We start from the raw sequence: 15,295 nt of genomic DNA, 5'->3' as shown, positions 1-15,295 counted from the left end.
ACGCGCGCGGGGAAGGACACAAGGGGCAGCCCGCAGGACCCCAGGGGCACGGCTGCCCCAGGGGCGCGGCGCGCCGGGCCCGTCCCGCTGACCGGAGGCCGTATGAGCACCGAGACGAAGAAGACGCACGACCCCGAGGCGCGCGGGGTGCGTCTGGTGGTGGTGCTGCTGTCGCTGACCGTGGTCAGCGGGCTGATCGACGCGGTGAGCTATCTCGGACTCGGGCACGTCTTCACGGCGAACATGACCGGCAACGTGGTGGTGCTCGGCTTCGCCGCGGCCGGCGCCCCCGGCTTCTCGATCCCGCACACCTCGACCTCGCTGGCCTTCTTCCTGGCGGGCGCCGCGGCCGGCGGCCGGATCGCGGGGCGGTTCGGCGGCGGTTCACGCCGGACCTGGGCACAGGTCACACTCACCGCGGAGGCGGTGTTCGTGGGCGCGTCCGCGGTGGTCGCCATCGTCGCGCCGGACGCCACCGCGACCACCTACGCCCTGATCGCCCTCACGGCCTTCGCGATGGGCCTGCGCAACGCGACGGTCCGCAAACTCGGTGTGCCGGACCTCACGACCACCGTCCTGACGATGACCCTGACCGGCCTCGCCTCCGAGTCCGCGGCCGGCGACGGCTCGGGCCACCGCTCCCCCCGCCGCACGGCGGCCGTCCTCGCCATGCTGGCGGGCGCGACGCTCGGCGCATGGCTGGTGATCAACCACGGCCTGGGCATCCCCCTGTTGCTCGCGGCAGTACTGGCGGGGGTACTGGCGGTCGCGACCTCGGGGCGGGAGTGAGGAAGGGCTCGGCCGCGGCAGCACCAGCGTGCTGCCGCGGCCGAGCCCGTCACGGATACCGGCGGGGCTATCGCCGGTCGAGTTCGCCGAGGAGCCAGGTGCACAGCTCTTCGGTGATCTTGGTGTGCTCCTCGTTCTGGGAGGCGCACAGGAACGCGTCGAGTTCGCTCTCGCCCGGGTCGAGGGCGTCGATGTCGGTGTTCAGCAGGGCGGTGGTGTCCAGGTCGCGGACGGCCACCGCGCTGACCGAGGGCACGAAACAGATCTCGGGGACCGGCGCCACCGCGCTGCCGGGGATCAGCTTGTTGATGGTGTTGGCGGCGATACCGAAGGAGGCCAGCGTCCCGCCGGGAGCGCCGTCGATCTCCGGGAACCCGTCGGTGGTGATCGACTCGTCCTTCCCGAAGTTCGCTTTCAGTTCGGCGACCAGGGCGTCATCACCCTCGGACTGGGTGTAGATGATGGTGCCGGGGAACAGAATCCCGGTGGTGCGGAACGCTTTCGCACCGGCCTCGATCCCCGTGCCCTGACCGTTCCCGGTGCCGTTGGCGACGCCGATCTTCCGCGGTCGCGTCGGCCAACCGCCGACGCGGTCCAGGGCGGCGAGGAAGTCGGAGCGGGCCTTGTCCTGCCCGGGAGTGCCGTCCACCGTCTCGATGTGCCGCCACATCAGCTCGCGGGAGGCCGGGCTGTTGATCTGGTCCGAGAGCGCGCTGTTGGCCGGGTTGCCGCGCTTGATGTAGTGCGCGAACGCCTGCAGACCGATCGGCACCCACGCGCCCCGGTGGGGGCTGTCGTAGGAGAAGTACATCCCGGTCTGGTGGTCCATCTTCTGGGTCTCCATGCGCGCCAAGGCGTAGCGCGTGACCAGACCGCCCATGCTGAACCCGCCGACCACCAGCGGTTCCTTGCCCTTGCGCTCGTCGATCAGCCTCGTGATCGCCTCGATCACGTACCCGGCGTTGTCGAGGATCGACGCGGAGCGCTCCCCGTAGCCGAAGATGACCGCGTCCCGCCCACGCTCGTGCAACTGGCTCATCAGCGAGTACTCGCCCCGCTCGAAGCCGTGGTAGAGCTCGTCCAGGCTGCTGGGTCCCACGTTGAAGCCGTCGGCCATCAGCACCGGCCGCTGCACACCGCTGTGGCCCTTGCCGTAGTACACCCAGGCGGTTCCGTCGTAGACCGGCACGTATCCTTCCTGGCCCTCCTCATGAGGGTTCAGGTGACGGCCGAAGTGCCACGTCTCGTCCGGCTCCTTGGCCGGCGGCGGCTTCGGCTGGTCCAGCGGTGCCACCAGGCCGATAGAACCGACGAACTGCTGCTCGCGGGCTGCCTTCTCATTGCTCACTTCGGTTGATCCCCTTCCTTCGGGCCGCACGAAGACCCCGGGGCATATGCCCCGGGGTCGTGCGCCTCGGATGTGAGGCTCATCATCAGGGGACAAAAACGGATGTTCGGGTTCCCTCGCACGATCATCATCACCATGAGTGATTCCCAGCCCCACGGGTTTGGCCCGGCGGCCGAGCCGGTCGACACTCGAACCAGACCGTCTTGCCACCCCCGGGCCCCGGCCCCACACCCCACTTGTCGACCACCGCGTCGAGCAGAACGAGCCCGCGCCCACCCTCCGCCTCCGGCGACAACTCGGTGGGCACGCAGGGTGGTTGCGGGGAGCCGTCCGCGACCTCCACCCTCACGCCTGCCGTCTGCCGCAGCACCAGCAACGCGCAGCGCCGGTCCGGGACATGGCGTACGACGTTGGCGACCAGCTCGGTCACGGCCAGCTCCACGGAGTCGGCCAGCTCGACCAAGTCCCACTCGTCCAGCAGCGACCTGACGATCCGCCGGACATGGCGGGCCGAGTGTGCGCCGACGGTGATCCGCATCGCGTACTGGGCGGGGCGGGGGCCCAGGAGGGTGGGGGGAATGTGTTCGTTCACGCTACGAGACTGACCTCGCACGACTACGCTCGGCTACGGAACGAATACAACGGGTCCCGGAGTGGACCGAGTTGCGCGCGAGAGGGGCCGTACGTGACCCATATCAACATCCTCGACCCGGGCGCCTCCCCGCTCGACTACTACGGGTTCGAGTTGCGGCGCCATCGTGAATCCGCAAGCCTGACGCAACGCCAGCTCGGCGACATCGTCAACTACACCGGCTCGCTGGTCGGCCAGATCGAGACGGCGAGGAAGCTGCCGACGCCGGAGTTCAGTGAGCGGGTGGACGCGGCGCTGGGGACGGGTGGGTTACTGTCCCGGCTGGTCGGACTGGTGATGCGTAGTCAACTTCCGGCCTGGTTCCAACAGGTGGCGGAGTTGGAGGCGCGGGCGGTCGAGATCTGCACGTTCCAGACCCACATGGTCCATGGTCTTCTTCAGACCGGGGCGTACGTACGTGCTGTGCTCGGCGCACTGGACGACATGGACCTCGACGATCGGACCGCCGTGCGACTGGCCCGTCAGCGCATCTTCGAGAAGGAGGCGCCGCCCGTGTTCTGGGCGGTCATTAGTGAGGCCGCTCTGCGTCAGGAGATCGGCGGCGCGGAGACCATGCGGGAGCAACTGGCCCACCTGTTGTCATTCGAGAGCAACCCCCGGATCAACATCCAGGTGTTGCCGTACTCAGCGGGTGCGCACGCAGGACTTCAAGGCTCATTCAACCGCTACCGCTTCACGAACGACCCGGCCATCGTCTACACCGAGGGCTATGGAAGCGGGCATCCGACCGCCAACCCGGACACCGTCACGGACTGTTCGCTCCGTTACGATCATCTCCGAGCCGCCGCACTCTCCCTCAAGGACTCGGCGGCGCTGATCCGGCACGTGATGGAGGAACGCTATGGAGAGCAACTCGATCCCGACCGGGGCCCGGTGGCGTAAGTCCAGCTACAGCGGCGACCAGGGCGGCGACTGCATAGAGATCGCCGAAACCCCGGCCACCACCATCGCCGTACGCGACTCGAAGAACCCGGCGGGACCGATCCTCACGATCGCCCCCGCCGCCTTCGCCACCTTCGTCTCGTGGACTACAACCGCTGGATGATCGTCCCGGTGGCCAGTCCACCGCCCGCGCACATGGTGATCAGCGCGAACTCCTTGTCCCGTCGCTCCAGTTCGTGCAGGGCAGTAGTGATCAGCCGGGCACCCGTCGCCCCGACAGGGTGCCCGAGCGCGATCGCACCGCCGTTCACGTTGACCTTCTCCAAGTCCTGCTCGAAGACCTGGGCCCAGCTCAACACCACTGAAGCGAACGCCTCGTTGATCTCCACGAGGTCGATGTCCTTCAAGGACATCCCGGCCTTGCCCAGCACCGCGCGCGTCGCGTCGATCGGGCCGTCCAGATGGAAGTGCGGGTCCGAACCCACCAGTGCCTGGGCCACGATCCGCGCCCTCGGACGCAGTTTCAGCGCCCGGGCCATCCGCTTGGACGCCCAGAGGATCGCCGCCGCGCCGTCCGAGATCTGCGAGGAGTTGCCCGCTGTATGGACGGCGGTCGGCATCACCGGCTTGAGGCCCGCCAGTGCTTCCATGGTCGTGTCGCGGAGTCCCTCGTCGCGGTCGACGAGGCGCCACATGCCCTGTCCGGCCCGCTGTTCGTCCTCGGTGGTCGGCACCTGGACGGCGAAGGTCTCGCGCTTGAAGCGTTCCTCCGACCAGGCGTTCGCGGCGCGCTCCTGGGAGACGAGCCCGAGCGAGTCGACGTTCTCGCGCGTCAGGCCACGATTCCGCGCGATGCGCTCGGCAGCCTCGAACTGATTGGGCAGGTCCACGTTCCACTCGTCCGGGAACGGCTTTCCGGGGCCGTGCTTGGAGCCGGAGCCCAGCGGCACCCTCGACATCGCCTCGACCCCGCACGAGATGCCGACGTCGATGACGCCCGCCGCGACCATGTTGGCCACCATGTGCGAGGCCTGTTGCGAAGAGCCGCACTGGCAGTCGACCGTCGTCGCCGCCGTCTCGTACGGCAGGCCCATGGCGAGCCAGGCCGTGCGCGCGGGGTTCATGGACTGCTCGCCGGCGTGCGTCACCGTGCCGCCGACGATCTGCTCGACGCAGTCGGCGTGGATGCCGGTACGGCCGAGGAGTTCACGGTAGGTCTCGCCCAGGAGATAGGCGGGGTGGAGGTTGGCGAGCGCGCCACCTCGCTTGCCGATGGGGGTGCGTACGGCTTCGACGATCACGGGTTCCGCGGCCATGGGGGCTCGTCCTCTCCTCAGGCCTGTCCGGCGGCCAGGCCCTGCTGACCCGCGCAGCGCGGGGCGTCCCGGCCCACCCACCGCGCAGAACTAGAACGCGTACCAGTTCTGTGTGCAGTCTGCGGATCGGAGCCCCCGCGCCGCAAGGGTCGTGCAGCGCTCGAAGTCGTGATCTGCACGAACTCCCCACGGAATTCGGGGCGCCGTACCTCTTGCGACTTATAGAACCCGTTACTACCTTCACGGCAATTCCGGATTCCTGATGGACCGTCAGAATGGTGGGTGGTCGCCGATGCCCTGTCCCGCGCTGCCCGACGGGTTCGACTTCACCGACCCCGATCTGCTGCACCACCGCGTGCCTCTGCCGGAGTTCGCCGAACTGCGCCGGGCCGAACCCGTCCGCTGGATCCCCCAACCCGCCGGTCTGGCCGGCTTCCAGGACGAGGGCTACTGGGCGGTCACCCGGCACGCGGACGTCAAGTACGTCTCCACGCACCCGGAGATCTACTCCTCCTACCTCAACACCGCGATCATCCGCTTCCATGAACACATGCAGCGCGACGCGATCGACGCCCAGCGACTGATCCTGCTCAACATGGACCCACCCGAGCACACCCGCGTCCGCCAGATCGTGCAACGCGGTTTCACGCCAAGGGCCATCCGGGCGCTGGAGGAACGGCTCCGCTCCCGTGCCCTCGCGATCGTCGAGGGCGCCCGCGCCCACTCGGGACCCTTCGACTTCGTCACCGAGGTCGCCTGCGAACTGCCCCTCCAGGCGATAGCCGAGCTGATCGGCGTCCCCCAGGACGACCGCATCAAGATCTTCGAGTGGTCCAACAAGATGATCGCGTACGACGACCCGGAGTACGCCATCACCGAGGAGGTCGGCGCCGAGTCGGCCGCCGAGCTCATCTCGTACGCCATGAACATGGCCGCCGACCGCAAGCAGTGCCCGGCGAAGGACATCGTCAGCACGCTGGTGGCGGCCGAGGACGAGGGCAACCTCGGTTCCGACGAGTTCGGTTTCTTCGTGCTGATGCTGTCGGTCGCGGGCAACGAGACCACCCGCAACGCCATCACCCACGGCATGCACGCCTTCCTCACCCACCCCGAGCAGTGGGAGCTGTACAAGAGCACCCGTCCGGCGACCACGGCCGAGGAGATCGTGCGCTGGGCGACCCCGGTGGTCTCCTTCCAGCGCACCGCCACCCAGGACACCGAACTCGGCGGCAAGCAGATCAAGAAGGGCGACCGCGTCGGCATCTTCTACGCCTCCGCCAACCACGACCCCCAGGTCTTCGAGAACCCGGACGCCTTCGACATCACCCGCGACCCCAACCCCCACCTCGGCTTCGGCGGCGGAGGCCCCCACTACTGCCTCGGCAAGTCCCTGGCCGTCCTCGAGATCGACCTCATCTTCAACGCGATCGCCGACGCGATGCCGAACCTCACCCTGGTCGGCGACCCGCGCCGGCTGCGCTCCGCCTGGATCAACGGCGTCAAGGAACTCCAGGTCGACGCCGGCTGACCGCACCGCACGCTCGGGCCGACGGACTCCCGGTGCCCGTCGGCCCGTCCCGCGGGAGGCAGGGGCATCCCCCCTACGCCCCGCCCCTGCCTCCCCCGAGACGAACCTCCGATGAACGTCTCCGTTCCGTTTCGCGTCTTCACCGGTGGCTCAGCCATACCCCCACCCCGAAGACAACCCACGCTTCGAACGGAACCGGTGCACCGTGGTCTCTGCCGAGCTGACCCCCGTCCGGCCCGACCACCCGGCCGTACGCCGAAAGCGCCCGCCTCACGCGTTCTGGCTGCGCCACCGCCTCCCCCTCCTCGTCACCCTCCCCGTGCTGCCGCTGTACGCGGTGTGGTGGGCCTTCCTCGCGACCGGCGGTGGTGATCTCGCGGCCCAGGTGGCGTGGGCGGAGTTCGTGGCGCGGCACGGCGGATCGCCGTACAACCTCTTCTGGTACGGCGGGATGCATACCGCCAACTACAGCCTGATCTCGCCGTATCTGATGGCCGCGCTGGGTGTGCGCCCGGTGACGGTGGTCTCCGGGCTCGCCGCCACCTGGCTGGCCGCCGTGCTGATCGCCCGCACGGGGATACGGCGACCGGTGGGCCCGGCGCTGCTGGCCTCACTCGCGCTGTGGTGCAACGTCGCCTCGGGGCGCACCACCTTCGCGCTCGGCGTCGCCCTCGGTCTCGCCGCCTGCGTGCTGCTGACGGGCGAGCGGCGGGCACTGCCTGCGGCGGCGTACGCGGCGCTGGCGACCATGGCGAGTCCGGTGGCCGGACTGTTCCTGGTGGTGGTGGGCGCCGGACATCTCGCCGTACGGGACCGGGTGCGGGCCGGGGTGCTGCTGGTGCCGCCGGTGGTCGTCGTCGGGGCGACCACGCTGCTGTTCCCCTTCGCCGGACAGCAGTTGATGCCCTCGGGCCGGATCTGGCCGCCCGTGCTGCTGGGGCTGACCGTCGCCACGCTGGCCCCGCGCGGCTGGCGGGTGGCCCGGTGGTGCGGGGTCGTGTACGCGGCCGGGACCGTGCTGACGTATCTGATCGCCTCCCCGGTGGGGACGAACGTGGAGCGGTTCGCGGAGCTGTTCGCGCCCGCCGCGCTCCTTGCGGCGCTGCTCACCGCGCCCGGGCCGCACCTGGTGCGGCGGATCGCGCTGGTGGTGGCGCTCGTCCTCTCCGTCGCCTGGGTCGGGCAGAAGACCATCGATGACCTGGAGGTGTCCACGGCCGTGCCCGCCTGGGCCGCCGACACCCACGGTGTCGTACGGACGCTGGAGCGGCTCGGCGCCGGCCGCGGCCGTGTCGAGGTGGTCCCGGCCCGCAACCACCGCGAGGCCTCCGCGCTCGCCCCGCATGTGAACCTGGCGCGCGGCTGGAACCGTCAGCTGGACATGGAGCGGGGGCGGCTGTTCTACGACGGCACGTTCTCTGAGGCGACCTATCGGGCCTGGCTGGACCGCTGGGCGGTGGGATTCGTCGTACTGCCGGCGGGGAAGCCGGACGGGTTCGCCGAAGCGGAGGCGCGGCTGGTGAGGAGCCGGCCCGCGTGGCTGGAACCGGTGTGGAGCGACGCCAACTGGCAGGTGCTGCGGGTGCGCGACGCCGTACCGCTGGTGTCGGCGCCCGCCTCCGTGCTGCGCACGACGAGCGCCGAGGTGGACGTACGGATGCCGGTGCCCGGCCCGGTGACCGTGCGGGTCGCGTACTCACCGTGGCTGCGCGCGCCGGGCGGCTGCCTGACACGGGACGGCGAGTTCACGCGGCTGACGGTGACCGAGCCGGGTGAGTACCGGATCAGCTCGGGGTACGCCCCGTCACCGGGACCGGATCCTTCGTGCTGACCTCCACGGGCTTCATCAGCGGCCTCGGCCGCGGCCCCTGGAGGAGGTAGGTCAGGCCGAAGCCCGCGCCGACGACGGCCGCGCCGCCCATGGCGTCCAGCACCCAGTGGTTGCCGGTCGCCACGATCGCGGAGACCGTGAACAGCGGGTGCAGCAGGCCGAGCGCCTTCATCCACCACTTGGGCGCAAGGACCGCGATGACGACTCCGCACCACAGGGACCAGCCGAAGTGCAGCGAGGGCATCGCCGCGTACTGGTTGGTCAGCGCGGTCAGCGTGCCGTAGTCCGGCTTGGAGAAGTCCTGCACGCCGTGCACGGTGTCGATGATGCCGAGGCCCGGCATCAGGCGCGGTGGGGCGAGCGGGAAGAGCCAGAAGCCGAGGAGCGCGATCAGGGTGGCGAAGCCGAGCGCCGAGCGCGCCCAGCGGTAGTCGCCGGGGCGGCGGGCATAGAGCACGCCGAGGACGGTGAGCGGGACGACGAAGTGGAACGACTCGTAATAGAAGTCGAAGAAGTCCCGCAGCCACTCGACCTTGAACACGGTGTGGTTGACCCAGTGCTCGATGTCGATGTGCAGGAACCGCTCGATGGAGAGGATCTGGGCGCCGTGGTGTTCGGCGGTGGTCCGGCCGCCCGCGTTGGTGCCGCCCGTCGCGGCGAGCCTGACCTGCTGGTAGGCGGAGTAGCCGACGCGTATCAGGAGCAGTTCGAGCAGCAGGTTCGGGCGGGTGAACACGCGGCCGAGGAAGGGGAGCAGCGGCAACCGCTTCCAGCGTGTGGGGACGGGCCGGGCGTAGTCGGTGGGTATCGGCGCCCGGTAGTACTCCGAGGTGCGGGAGAGGAACGGCACGATCGTGGCGGCGGCGAGCGCGGCGAGCAGCACCACGTTGTCGCGCAGCGGGAAGAGCGCCGCCATGTTCGGCAGCATCATCTTCGCGGGCAGCGTCATGACGAGGATGACGGCGACGGGCCACATGGGGCGGTCCGAGGTCTTCTTGCCGACCCGGCCGACCAGCGCAAGCAGCACCCACAGCAGCTGGTGCTGCCAGGACGTGGGCGAGACGACGACGGCGACACAGCCGGTGATCGCCACGGCCAGCAGCAGCTGCCCGTCCCGCGCGTAGCGGATGGCGCGGCGCAGGCCGAGGGCGGCGACCGCGGCGCCGAGCAGCAGGAACAGGGTGATCTCCAGCGGGCCGTTGAGGCCGAGCCGCAGCAGCGCGCCGTGCAGCGACTGGTTGGAGAGGTCGTCGGCGTCCCCGCCGAGGCCGACGCCCGCCAGGTGGTGCACCCAGTAGGTGGTGGAGTCGTGCGGCATCACGGCCCAGGCGAGCACGCCGAGGCCGGCGAAGGTGATCGCGGTGGACTCGACGGCGCGGCGGCGCCCGGTGAACCAGAGCAGCGGCGCGAAGAGCAGCATGGTGGGCTGCAGGGCGGCGGCGACGCCGATCAGCAGGCCGCTGGCGCGCTCGCCCCGGACGGCGAAGCAGCCCAGCAGGACGAGCAGCACCGGGATGATGCTGGTCTGGCCGAGGTAGAGGGCGTTGCGCACCGGCAGCGACAGCATCAGCAGGCTGATCGCGACGGGCGCGGCGAGCAGGGCGGTGCGCCGGCTCACCGGCTGGGGCAGAGCGCGTGCGACGACCAGGCCGAGCACGACGACCAGCGAGAGGCTGCCGAAGGTCCAGCCCCAGCCGAGCGCCTGTTCGGCGGCGCGGGTGAGGGGTTTGAGGACGAATCCTCCGAAGGGGGTGCCGGTGAACTGCGTCGAGTCGTACAGCGATCCCTTCACATGCAGGACGCCATTGGGTCCGACCCAGGTCTCCAGGTCCGTCAGCCGCTCACCTTTCGGGGTGCTGAGCACGACGGTGACCTGCCGTATCGCGAGGATCGCGGCGATCACCCACAGCCCGATCCGGATCGCGCGCAGTCTCGCTCTCGCCGATTCCGCCGCCCCCGCCCCGAAGGCATTGCCCGCTGTCCCGCCGTGCTCAACGTTCGCCACGCCCCGCCGACCCTCCCACCCCGTTTGTCCCGTTCACCCCGTGCGTCCCGTGCGGCCGGACTCCGCCCGGACCCTTATGAGGCTCGCACGCCCCGGTTGAGAGACGCAGGCAACCCCCTCTTCACCTGACGGCCTCCCGCCTTTTGTCCGGATGACGATAGTGCGCGCACGGTTCCGGTTCCCCCCTTCGTTCGCGACATAGCTCACAGACGGGCCCCGGAAAAGCGGTGCGTGGCCAGGCCTACACCCCTGCGTACGGCGCATTTACTTGCACTATGCATCGAGTTGCCTACGGCACGTTACGCGGGCGAGTGCCCCTATGGTCGCTTTTCGGCCCACTTCCGGGTGAGCCACGTCCCCGTCCCCTACGAAGGGCATGCCCTTGCCGTCCGCCACAGCAGTCACCCCCGCCATGCCCCGACCCCGGACCCCCGCGCCGCCCGAGGCCTACGTCACCGATCCGGCCCTGGTCAAGCGGGCCGTCAAGGCGGCGGCCCTCGGCAACGCGATGGAGTGGTTCGACTTCGGTGTCTACAGCTACATCGCGGTGACGCTGGGCAAGGTCTTCTTCCCCTCCGGCAACCCCACCGCGCAGCTGCTGTCCACCTTCGGCGCCTTCGCCGCGGCCTTCCTCGTCCGCCCGCTCGGCGGCATGGTCTTCGGCCCGCTCGGCGACCGCGTCGGCCGTCAGAAGGTCCTCGCCCTCACCATGATCATGATGGCGGCGGGCACCTTCGCGATCGGCCTGATCCCCTCGTACGCCACGATCGGCGTCGGCGCTCCCCTGCTGCTGCTCGCGGCCCGGCTCGTCCAGGGCTTCTCCACCGGCGGCGAGTACGCGGGCGCCTCCACCTTCATCGCCGAGTACGCGCCCGACAAGAAGCGCGGTTTCTTCGGGAGCTGGCTGGAGTTCGGCACGCTCGCCGGATACATCGGCGGCGCCGGCCTGGTCACCCTCATGACCGCCTTCCTGTCCACCGATGACCTGCTGTCCTGGGGCTGGCGCGTCCCGTTCCTGATCGCGGGCCCGATGGGCATCATCGGCCTGTATCTGCGCATGCGCCTGGAAGAGACCCCGGCGTTCGCGGCGGAGCTGGCGAAGGCCTCCAAGAAGGAGGCGGACCGCCCCAAGGTGCGGCTGCGCGAGATGGTCGCGGGCCAGTGGCGCGCGCTGCTGCTCTGCGTCGGTCTGGTGCTGGTCTTCAACGTCACCGACTACATGCTGCTGTCGTACATGCCGAGCTATCTGACGAGCGAGCTGAAGTACGACGAGACGCACGGCCTGCTGGTCGTCCTCGGCGTGATGGCGCTGATGATGATCGTCCAGCCCTTCGCGGGCGCGCTGACCGACCGGATCGGCCGCCGCCCGGTGATCGCCGCGGGCTGCGTCGGCTTCCTCGCCCTGTCCGTCCCGGCACTCCTGCTGATCCGCCAGGGCAGTCTGCTCGCGGTCGCGCTCGGCATGGGCGCGCTGGGCCTGCTGCTGGTCTGCTTCACCTCCGCGATGCCCGCCGCGCTCCCCGCGCTCTTCCCGACGAAGGTCCGCTACGGCTCGCTGTCCATCGGCTTCAACGTCTCCGTCTCGCTCTTCGGCGGTACGACCCCGCTGGTGACCACGGCGCTCATCGGGGCGACCGGGAACATGATGATGCCCGCCTACTACATGATGGCCGCGGCCGTGATCGGTGGTGTCGCGGTGTGGTTCATGACCGAATCGGCGGGGCGCCCGCTGCCGGGCTCCGCGCCCGCCGTGTAGCTTTGCCCGCGGGACTAGTTAGGGCATCTAACTAGGCATACGAAAGGCATGGTTCATGAGCGAGTCGCAGCTCTGGAACGACGTCGACGACTACTTCGCCACCCTCCTCGCCCCCGCCGACGAGGCACTGACGGCGGCCCTGCGCGACAGCGACGCCGCGGGGCTGCCGCAGATCGCTGTCGCGCCGAACCAGGGCAAGCTGCTCCAGCTGCTCGCCGAGATCCAGGGCGCCCGCCGCATCCTGGAGATCGGCACCCTCGGCGGCTACAGCACCATCTGGCTGGGCCGCGCGCTCCCGGCGGACGGCCGGCTGATCACCTTCGAGTACGACGCCACGCACGCCGAGGTCGCCCGCCGCAACCTCGCCCGCGCGGGCCTCGACAAGATCACCGAGGTGCGGGTGGGCCCCGCGCTGGAGTCGCTGCCGAAGCTGGCCGAGGAGAACCCGGAGCCGTTCGACTTCGTGTTCATCGACGCCGACAAGGTGAACAACCCGCGCTACGTCGAGTGGGCCCTCAAGCTCACCCGCCCCGGCAGCCTGATCGTCGTCGACAACGTCGTGCGCGGCGGGCGGGTCACCGAGGCGGGCAGCGCCGAACCGAGCGTGCGGGGCACCCGGGCCGCCCTCGAACTGATCGCCACCCACCCGAAGTTGAGCGGTACGGCGATCCAGACGGTGGGCAGCAAGGGGTACGACGGGTTCGCGCTGGCGCGCGTGCTGGCCTGACGCGCGTTTCCCCCACCGGGGCGCTCAGGTCCCCCTCCGGGGGCGCTCAGGCCTCGTGGTAGAAACCCACGTTCACACTGTGCGGTCCCGTGCGGTCGAGGATGACGATCTCCCCCGAACCGCCCGCGGGGAGCTTCGCCGTCCCGCCGTACGGGACGGTCCGGGTCGGCAGTCCGGCCAGCGTCAGCCGTACCTCGGCGGAGGGCTCCGGGCGTGACCCGTGCAGCCAGGTGACCTGCCAGGTGCCGTCCGGGCCGCACAGGAACTCCAGGTGGACCCGGGAGACGAACAGCCAGTCGTCGGGGGTCGCGAGCCGGCACACGGCCCGGTCCCGGCCCACCCGCAGCACGGCTCCGGGGTCGCTCGGCGCGTCGGCCATCAGCATTCCGGCCGTCGCACCAGCGTCCGCCCCGGTGACCGAGGCCATGGTGAGTTCGAGCACGTGCGCTCCTTCGAGTTACAGCGTTCATCCGGTCGCGTCGCGGCGCTTCAACCCTCCTGGTACCGAGTGTGGTTGACGCGCCGCCGCCGCATGATAAATCGTCCGATCGTCCGATCGTGTGTCGTACGGCACAATGGACGCATGACCGAACGGAAGCCACCCGGGGTCAGCTTCGAGACCTGGGTCGACCGACAGATCCGTGAGGCGGAGGCCCGCGGCGAGTTCGCGGACCTGCCCGGTGCGGGCAAGCCCATGCCCGAGGTGACCGACACGTCGTACGACGAACTGTGGTGGATCAAGCGGAAGATGGCCCGCGAGGGGCTGTCGGTCCTGCCGCCGACGCTGGCCCTGCGCAAGGAGGCCGAGGACGCGCTCGCGGCGGCATCGGTGGCGCCCTCGGAGCGGGTCGTACGCCGGATCGTCGAGGACATCAACGCCAAGATCCGCGAGGTCATGTTCAAGCCGCCGCCGGGACCTCCCCTCGGCCTCAAGCCGTACGACGTGGACGAGATCGTCCGGGAGTGGCGCGAGCGCCGGGCCGGATGATCCCGTCGACGGGTGAGGCCGCGCCCCGGAACATGGTCCGGGGCGCGGCCTCACTGTGACACTCGACGGTTCGGCCTCCTACAGGTGCAGGAGCCGCTCGGTGACCTCGCGGTAGTCGCGCAGGGCGAGCCGCAGCTTCTCGGTGTCGGCCGTGTCGCTCTCACCGGCCGCCTGCCAGGTCGTCCGCAGGTTGCGGCGGCGCCGGGTCATGGCGTCCGTGAACTCTGTGGTCAGCTCCTCCAGGACGTGGTCCGCCTCCTCGACGGACGCCCGCGGGCCGTCCACGAACCCGCCGACCGCGTGCTGCAACCGCAACGAGTACTTGTCGCACTCGTCGTGCGACAGCAGCGCCCCGTCGCCATCACCCTGCGGACCGGTACCGCGCTGCTCCGCGGGGGTGGGGCCGCCCTGCCCGGCGCGCACGGGGGCGCCCTGCCCGGCGCGCACGGGGGCGCCCTGTCCGGCGCGGGTGTCGCGGTCGTCGGCGGGCATGCTCCGCGTGTCGCCGGCTGTCGAGCGTGACGGGTTCGCGGTCTCGCGGGACCCCATGCCGCCGGGGACCTCACCGGGGTCGCGGACGGCCGGGTCTGCCGGGGTGCCGGGTCCGGTCGCCGGAGCGTCCTGGGCGTCCTGGGCGTGCCGGTGGACGAGGGGGTCGACGTCGCCGCGACCCGACATCGCCTCGCGACGCGGAGTGTTCTCATTGCCGTTGTCCGAAGTCATCCTCTTCACTTCCTCAACTCCCCTTCGCATGACGCCTGGTCAGTACCGACGGAACATGGGCTCGGTGGGAACGCTCGTCCGGGACGGATGCCGCGGCAGGGGCGGTGTCGGCGGTGCCCTGGCGGGCGTCCTCGCGAACCGGGGCCAGCAGCTCCTCGAAGAGGGCGCGGGCGTCCACCATGGACGCGCGGAGCTCCTCCGTGCTGCCGTCGGCGCCCGAGGTGGGGGCGTACGTGGCCTGGTGGACGCGCCGGTAGCCGTGCAGATGGTGTCCGTGGTGGACGGAGAGCGCGTCGAGCTGCTCCTCGTAGCGCTCGCCGTCGGGGAAGCCACGTGCGCCGGCCAGCTCGGCAACCAGCCGGTCCGCCTCGGCCACCGCCTCCTGGGGCGAGTCGACGAAGCGTTCCTGAACGGCCCCCCAGCGGGCCGCGTACTCGTCGCGGGCCGCGGGCTCCAGCGGCCGTTCACGCAGCGAGCCGTGGCGCTTCACCCGCTCGGCGAGGTCACGCTCGGCGGCCCTGGCGTCGCCGTCGTGCTGGGCGACGGCACGGTCGTACTCGGGCCCGAAGCGCCGCCGCAGTGTGCGCCCGCCCTGCGGCCTGCGGGCCAAAAGGATCAGCGCGGCCGCGACGACGGCGACCGCCACGATCACGATCAAAGCGATGATGAGGCCTGTGGACATGGGTGCCTTCCGGGGTTCTCGACCCGACGGGCCGGTTCGAGGACCGGGTTGCCCGGAACCCCGCACTC

The 15,295-nt window shown here is 70.3% G+C and carries 15 protein-coding genes; 8 read left to right on the top strand and 7 right to left on the bottom strand.

The genetic code is table 11. The features are described from left to right. Window positions 1–102: 102 nt before the first annotated feature. Window positions 103–789, top strand: a complete 687-nt coding sequence (locus SMIR_RS27135) for a YoaK family protein (RefSeq protein WP_168490983.1) — start codon at window positions 103–105, stop codon at window positions 787–789. 67 nt (window positions 790–856) lie between these two features. On the opposite strand, the gene SMIR_RS27130 is transcribed toward SMIR_RS27135, so the two are convergent. Together SMIR_RS27130 and SMIR_RS27125 are read right to left on the bottom strand one after the other, a co-directional pair. Next, window positions 857–2,137 carry an esterase/lipase family protein gene (locus tag SMIR_RS27130; RefSeq protein WP_168490986.1) on the bottom strand — a complete coding sequence of 427 codons (1,281 nt, stop codon included), beginning with the start codon at window positions 2,135–2,137 and terminating at the stop codon, window positions 857–859. Between the two features lie 130 nt (window positions 2,138–2,267). Continuing rightward, window positions 2,268–2,729, bottom strand: a complete 462-nt coding sequence (locus tag SMIR_RS27125; RefSeq protein WP_249938486.1) for an ATP-binding protein — start codon at window positions 2,727–2,729, stop codon at window positions 2,268–2,270. 93 nt (window positions 2,730–2,822) lie between these two features. Between SMIR_RS27125 and SMIR_RS27120 the strand changes: the two genes are divergently transcribed. Further along, window positions 2,823–3,671: a helix-turn-helix domain-containing protein gene (locus SMIR_RS27120; protein WP_168490990.1), complete on the top strand. Its 849-nt coding sequence runs from the start codon at window positions 2,823–2,825 to the stop codon at window positions 3,669–3,671. Next, the gene (locus SMIR_RS27115) at window positions 3,631–3,834 is read left to right on the top strand and encodes a DUF397 domain-containing protein (RefSeq protein WP_168490993.1); all 204 of its coding nucleotides are present in this window, start codon (window positions 3,631–3,633) and stop codon (window positions 3,832–3,834) included. The genes SMIR_RS27120 and SMIR_RS27115 overlap by 41 nt, the downstream gene beginning before the upstream one ends. Here the strand turns inward: SMIR_RS27115 and SMIR_RS27110 are convergent. Then, window positions 3,818–4,987 (bottom strand): steroid 3-ketoacyl-CoA thiolase, encoded by a 1,170-nt coding sequence (locus SMIR_RS27110; protein ID WP_168490995.1) that lies wholly within the window; start codon window positions 4,985–4,987, stop codon window positions 3,818–3,820. The genes SMIR_RS27115 and SMIR_RS27110 overlap by 17 nt on opposite strands. 292 nt (window positions 4,988–5,279) lie before the next feature. Here SMIR_RS27110 and SMIR_RS27105 point away from each other — a divergent pair, with 292 nt between their 5' ends. Then, window positions 5,280–6,515 carry a cytochrome P450 gene (locus tag SMIR_RS27105; protein WP_212727499.1) on the top strand — a complete coding sequence of 412 codons (1,236 nt, stop codon included), beginning with the start codon at window positions 5,280–5,282 and terminating at the stop codon, window positions 6,513–6,515. Window positions 6,516–6,720: 205 nt separating this feature from the next. Continuing rightward, a complete protein-coding gene (locus SMIR_RS27100) occupies window positions 6,721–8,346 on the top strand; it encodes a DUF8823 domain-containing protein (RefSeq protein ID WP_212727498.1) in 1,626 nt (541 codons plus the stop codon). Here the strand turns inward: SMIR_RS27100 and SMIR_RS27095 are convergent. Continuing rightward, entirely contained in the window at window positions 8,300–10,351 is a 2,052-nt protein-coding gene (locus SMIR_RS27095) for a bifunctional glycosyltransferase 87/phosphatase PAP2 family protein (RefSeq protein ID WP_212727497.1), read from the bottom strand. The two genes, SMIR_RS27100 and SMIR_RS27095, sit on opposite strands and share 47 nt — an antisense overlap. Window positions 10,352–10,763: 412 nt before the next feature. Between SMIR_RS27095 and proP the strand changes: the two genes are divergently transcribed. Next, window positions 10,764–12,107: a glycine betaine/L-proline transporter ProP gene (gene proP, locus SMIR_RS27090; RefSeq protein WP_249938485.1), complete on the top strand. Its 1,344-nt coding sequence runs from the start codon at window positions 10,764–10,766 to the stop codon at window positions 12,105–12,107. A gap of 55 nt (window positions 12,108–12,162) precedes the next feature. Then, complete coding sequence (locus SMIR_RS27085; RefSeq protein WP_168490997.1) at window positions 12,163–12,834, top strand: O-methyltransferase; 672 nt, start codon at window positions 12,163–12,165, stop codon at window positions 12,832–12,834. 46 nt (window positions 12,835–12,880) lie between these two features. Here SMIR_RS27085 and SMIR_RS27080 read toward each other — a convergent pair whose 3' ends face one another. Beyond that, window positions 12,881–13,276 carry an FHA domain-containing protein gene (locus SMIR_RS27080; RefSeq protein ID WP_168491000.1) on the bottom strand — a complete coding sequence of 132 codons (396 nt, stop codon included), beginning with the start codon at window positions 13,274–13,276 and terminating at the stop codon, window positions 12,881–12,883. A 141-nt stretch (window positions 13,277–13,417) separates the two neighbouring features. On the opposite strand from SMIR_RS27080, the gene SMIR_RS27075 reads away from it, so the two are divergent. Next, window positions 13,418–13,822 (top strand): DnaJ family domain-containing protein, encoded by a 405-nt coding sequence (locus SMIR_RS27075; protein WP_168491002.1) that lies wholly within the window; start codon window positions 13,418–13,420, stop codon window positions 13,820–13,822. Window positions 13,823–13,900: 78 nt separating this feature from the next. Here the strand turns inward: SMIR_RS27075 and SMIR_RS27070 are convergent, their stop codons facing one another. Together SMIR_RS27070 and SMIR_RS27065 are read right to left on the bottom strand one after the other, a co-directional pair. Beyond that, window positions 13,901–14,545: a hypothetical protein gene (locus SMIR_RS27070; protein WP_212727496.1), complete on the bottom strand. Its 645-nt coding sequence runs from the start codon at window positions 14,543–14,545 to the stop codon at window positions 13,901–13,903. Between the two features lie 13 nt (window positions 14,546–14,558). Then, window positions 14,559–15,227 carry a hypothetical protein gene (locus SMIR_RS27065; protein ID WP_212727495.1) on the bottom strand — a complete coding sequence of 223 codons (669 nt, stop codon included), beginning with the start codon at window positions 15,225–15,227 and terminating at the stop codon, window positions 14,559–14,561. Window positions 15,228–15,295: the final 68 nt, after the last annotated feature.

Source organism: Streptomyces mirabilis (genome assembly GCF_018310535.1).
Taxonomy (GTDB): Bacteria; Actinomycetota; Actinomycetes; order Streptomycetales; family Streptomycetaceae; genus Streptomyces.
Note: the sequence above shows the minus strand (reverse complement) of the source record. Positions and strands in the feature narration are given on the sequence as shown.

Bases quoted from the DNA above. Each gene is read 5' to 3' on its own strand.
- SMIR_RS27105 (WP_212727499.1), top strand. From the start codon at position 5,280: ATGCCCTGTCCCGCGCTGCCCGACGGGTTCGACTTCACCGACCCCGAT.
- proP (WP_249938485.1), top strand. From the start codon at position 10,764: ATGCCCCGACCCCGGACCCCCGCGCCGCCCGAGGCCTACGTCACCGAT.
- SMIR_RS27065 (WP_212727495.1), bottom strand. From the start codon at position 15,227: ATGTCCACAGGCCTCATCATCGCTTTGATCGTGATCGTGGCGGTCGCC.
- SMIR_RS27110 (WP_168490995.1), bottom strand. From the start codon at position 4,987: ATGGCCGCGGAACCCGTGATCGTCGAAGCCGTACGCACCCCCATCGGC.
- SMIR_RS27075 (WP_168491002.1), top strand. From the start codon at position 13,418: ATGACCGAACGGAAGCCACCCGGGGTCAGCTTCGAGACCTGGGTCGAC.
- SMIR_RS27085 (WP_168490997.1), top strand. From the start codon at position 12,163: ATGAGCGAGTCGCAGCTCTGGAACGACGTCGACGACTACTTCGCCACC.
- SMIR_RS27135 (WP_168490983.1), top strand. From the start codon at position 103: ATGAGCACCGAGACGAAGAAGACGCACGACCCCGAGGCGCGCGGGGTG.
- SMIR_RS27070 (WP_212727496.1), bottom strand. From the start codon at position 14,545: ATGACTTCGGACAACGGCAATGAGAACACTCCGCGTCGCGAGGCGATG.
- SMIR_RS27115 (WP_168490993.1), top strand. From the start codon at position 3,631: ATGGAGAGCAACTCGATCCCGACCGGGGCCCGGTGGCGTAAGTCCAGC.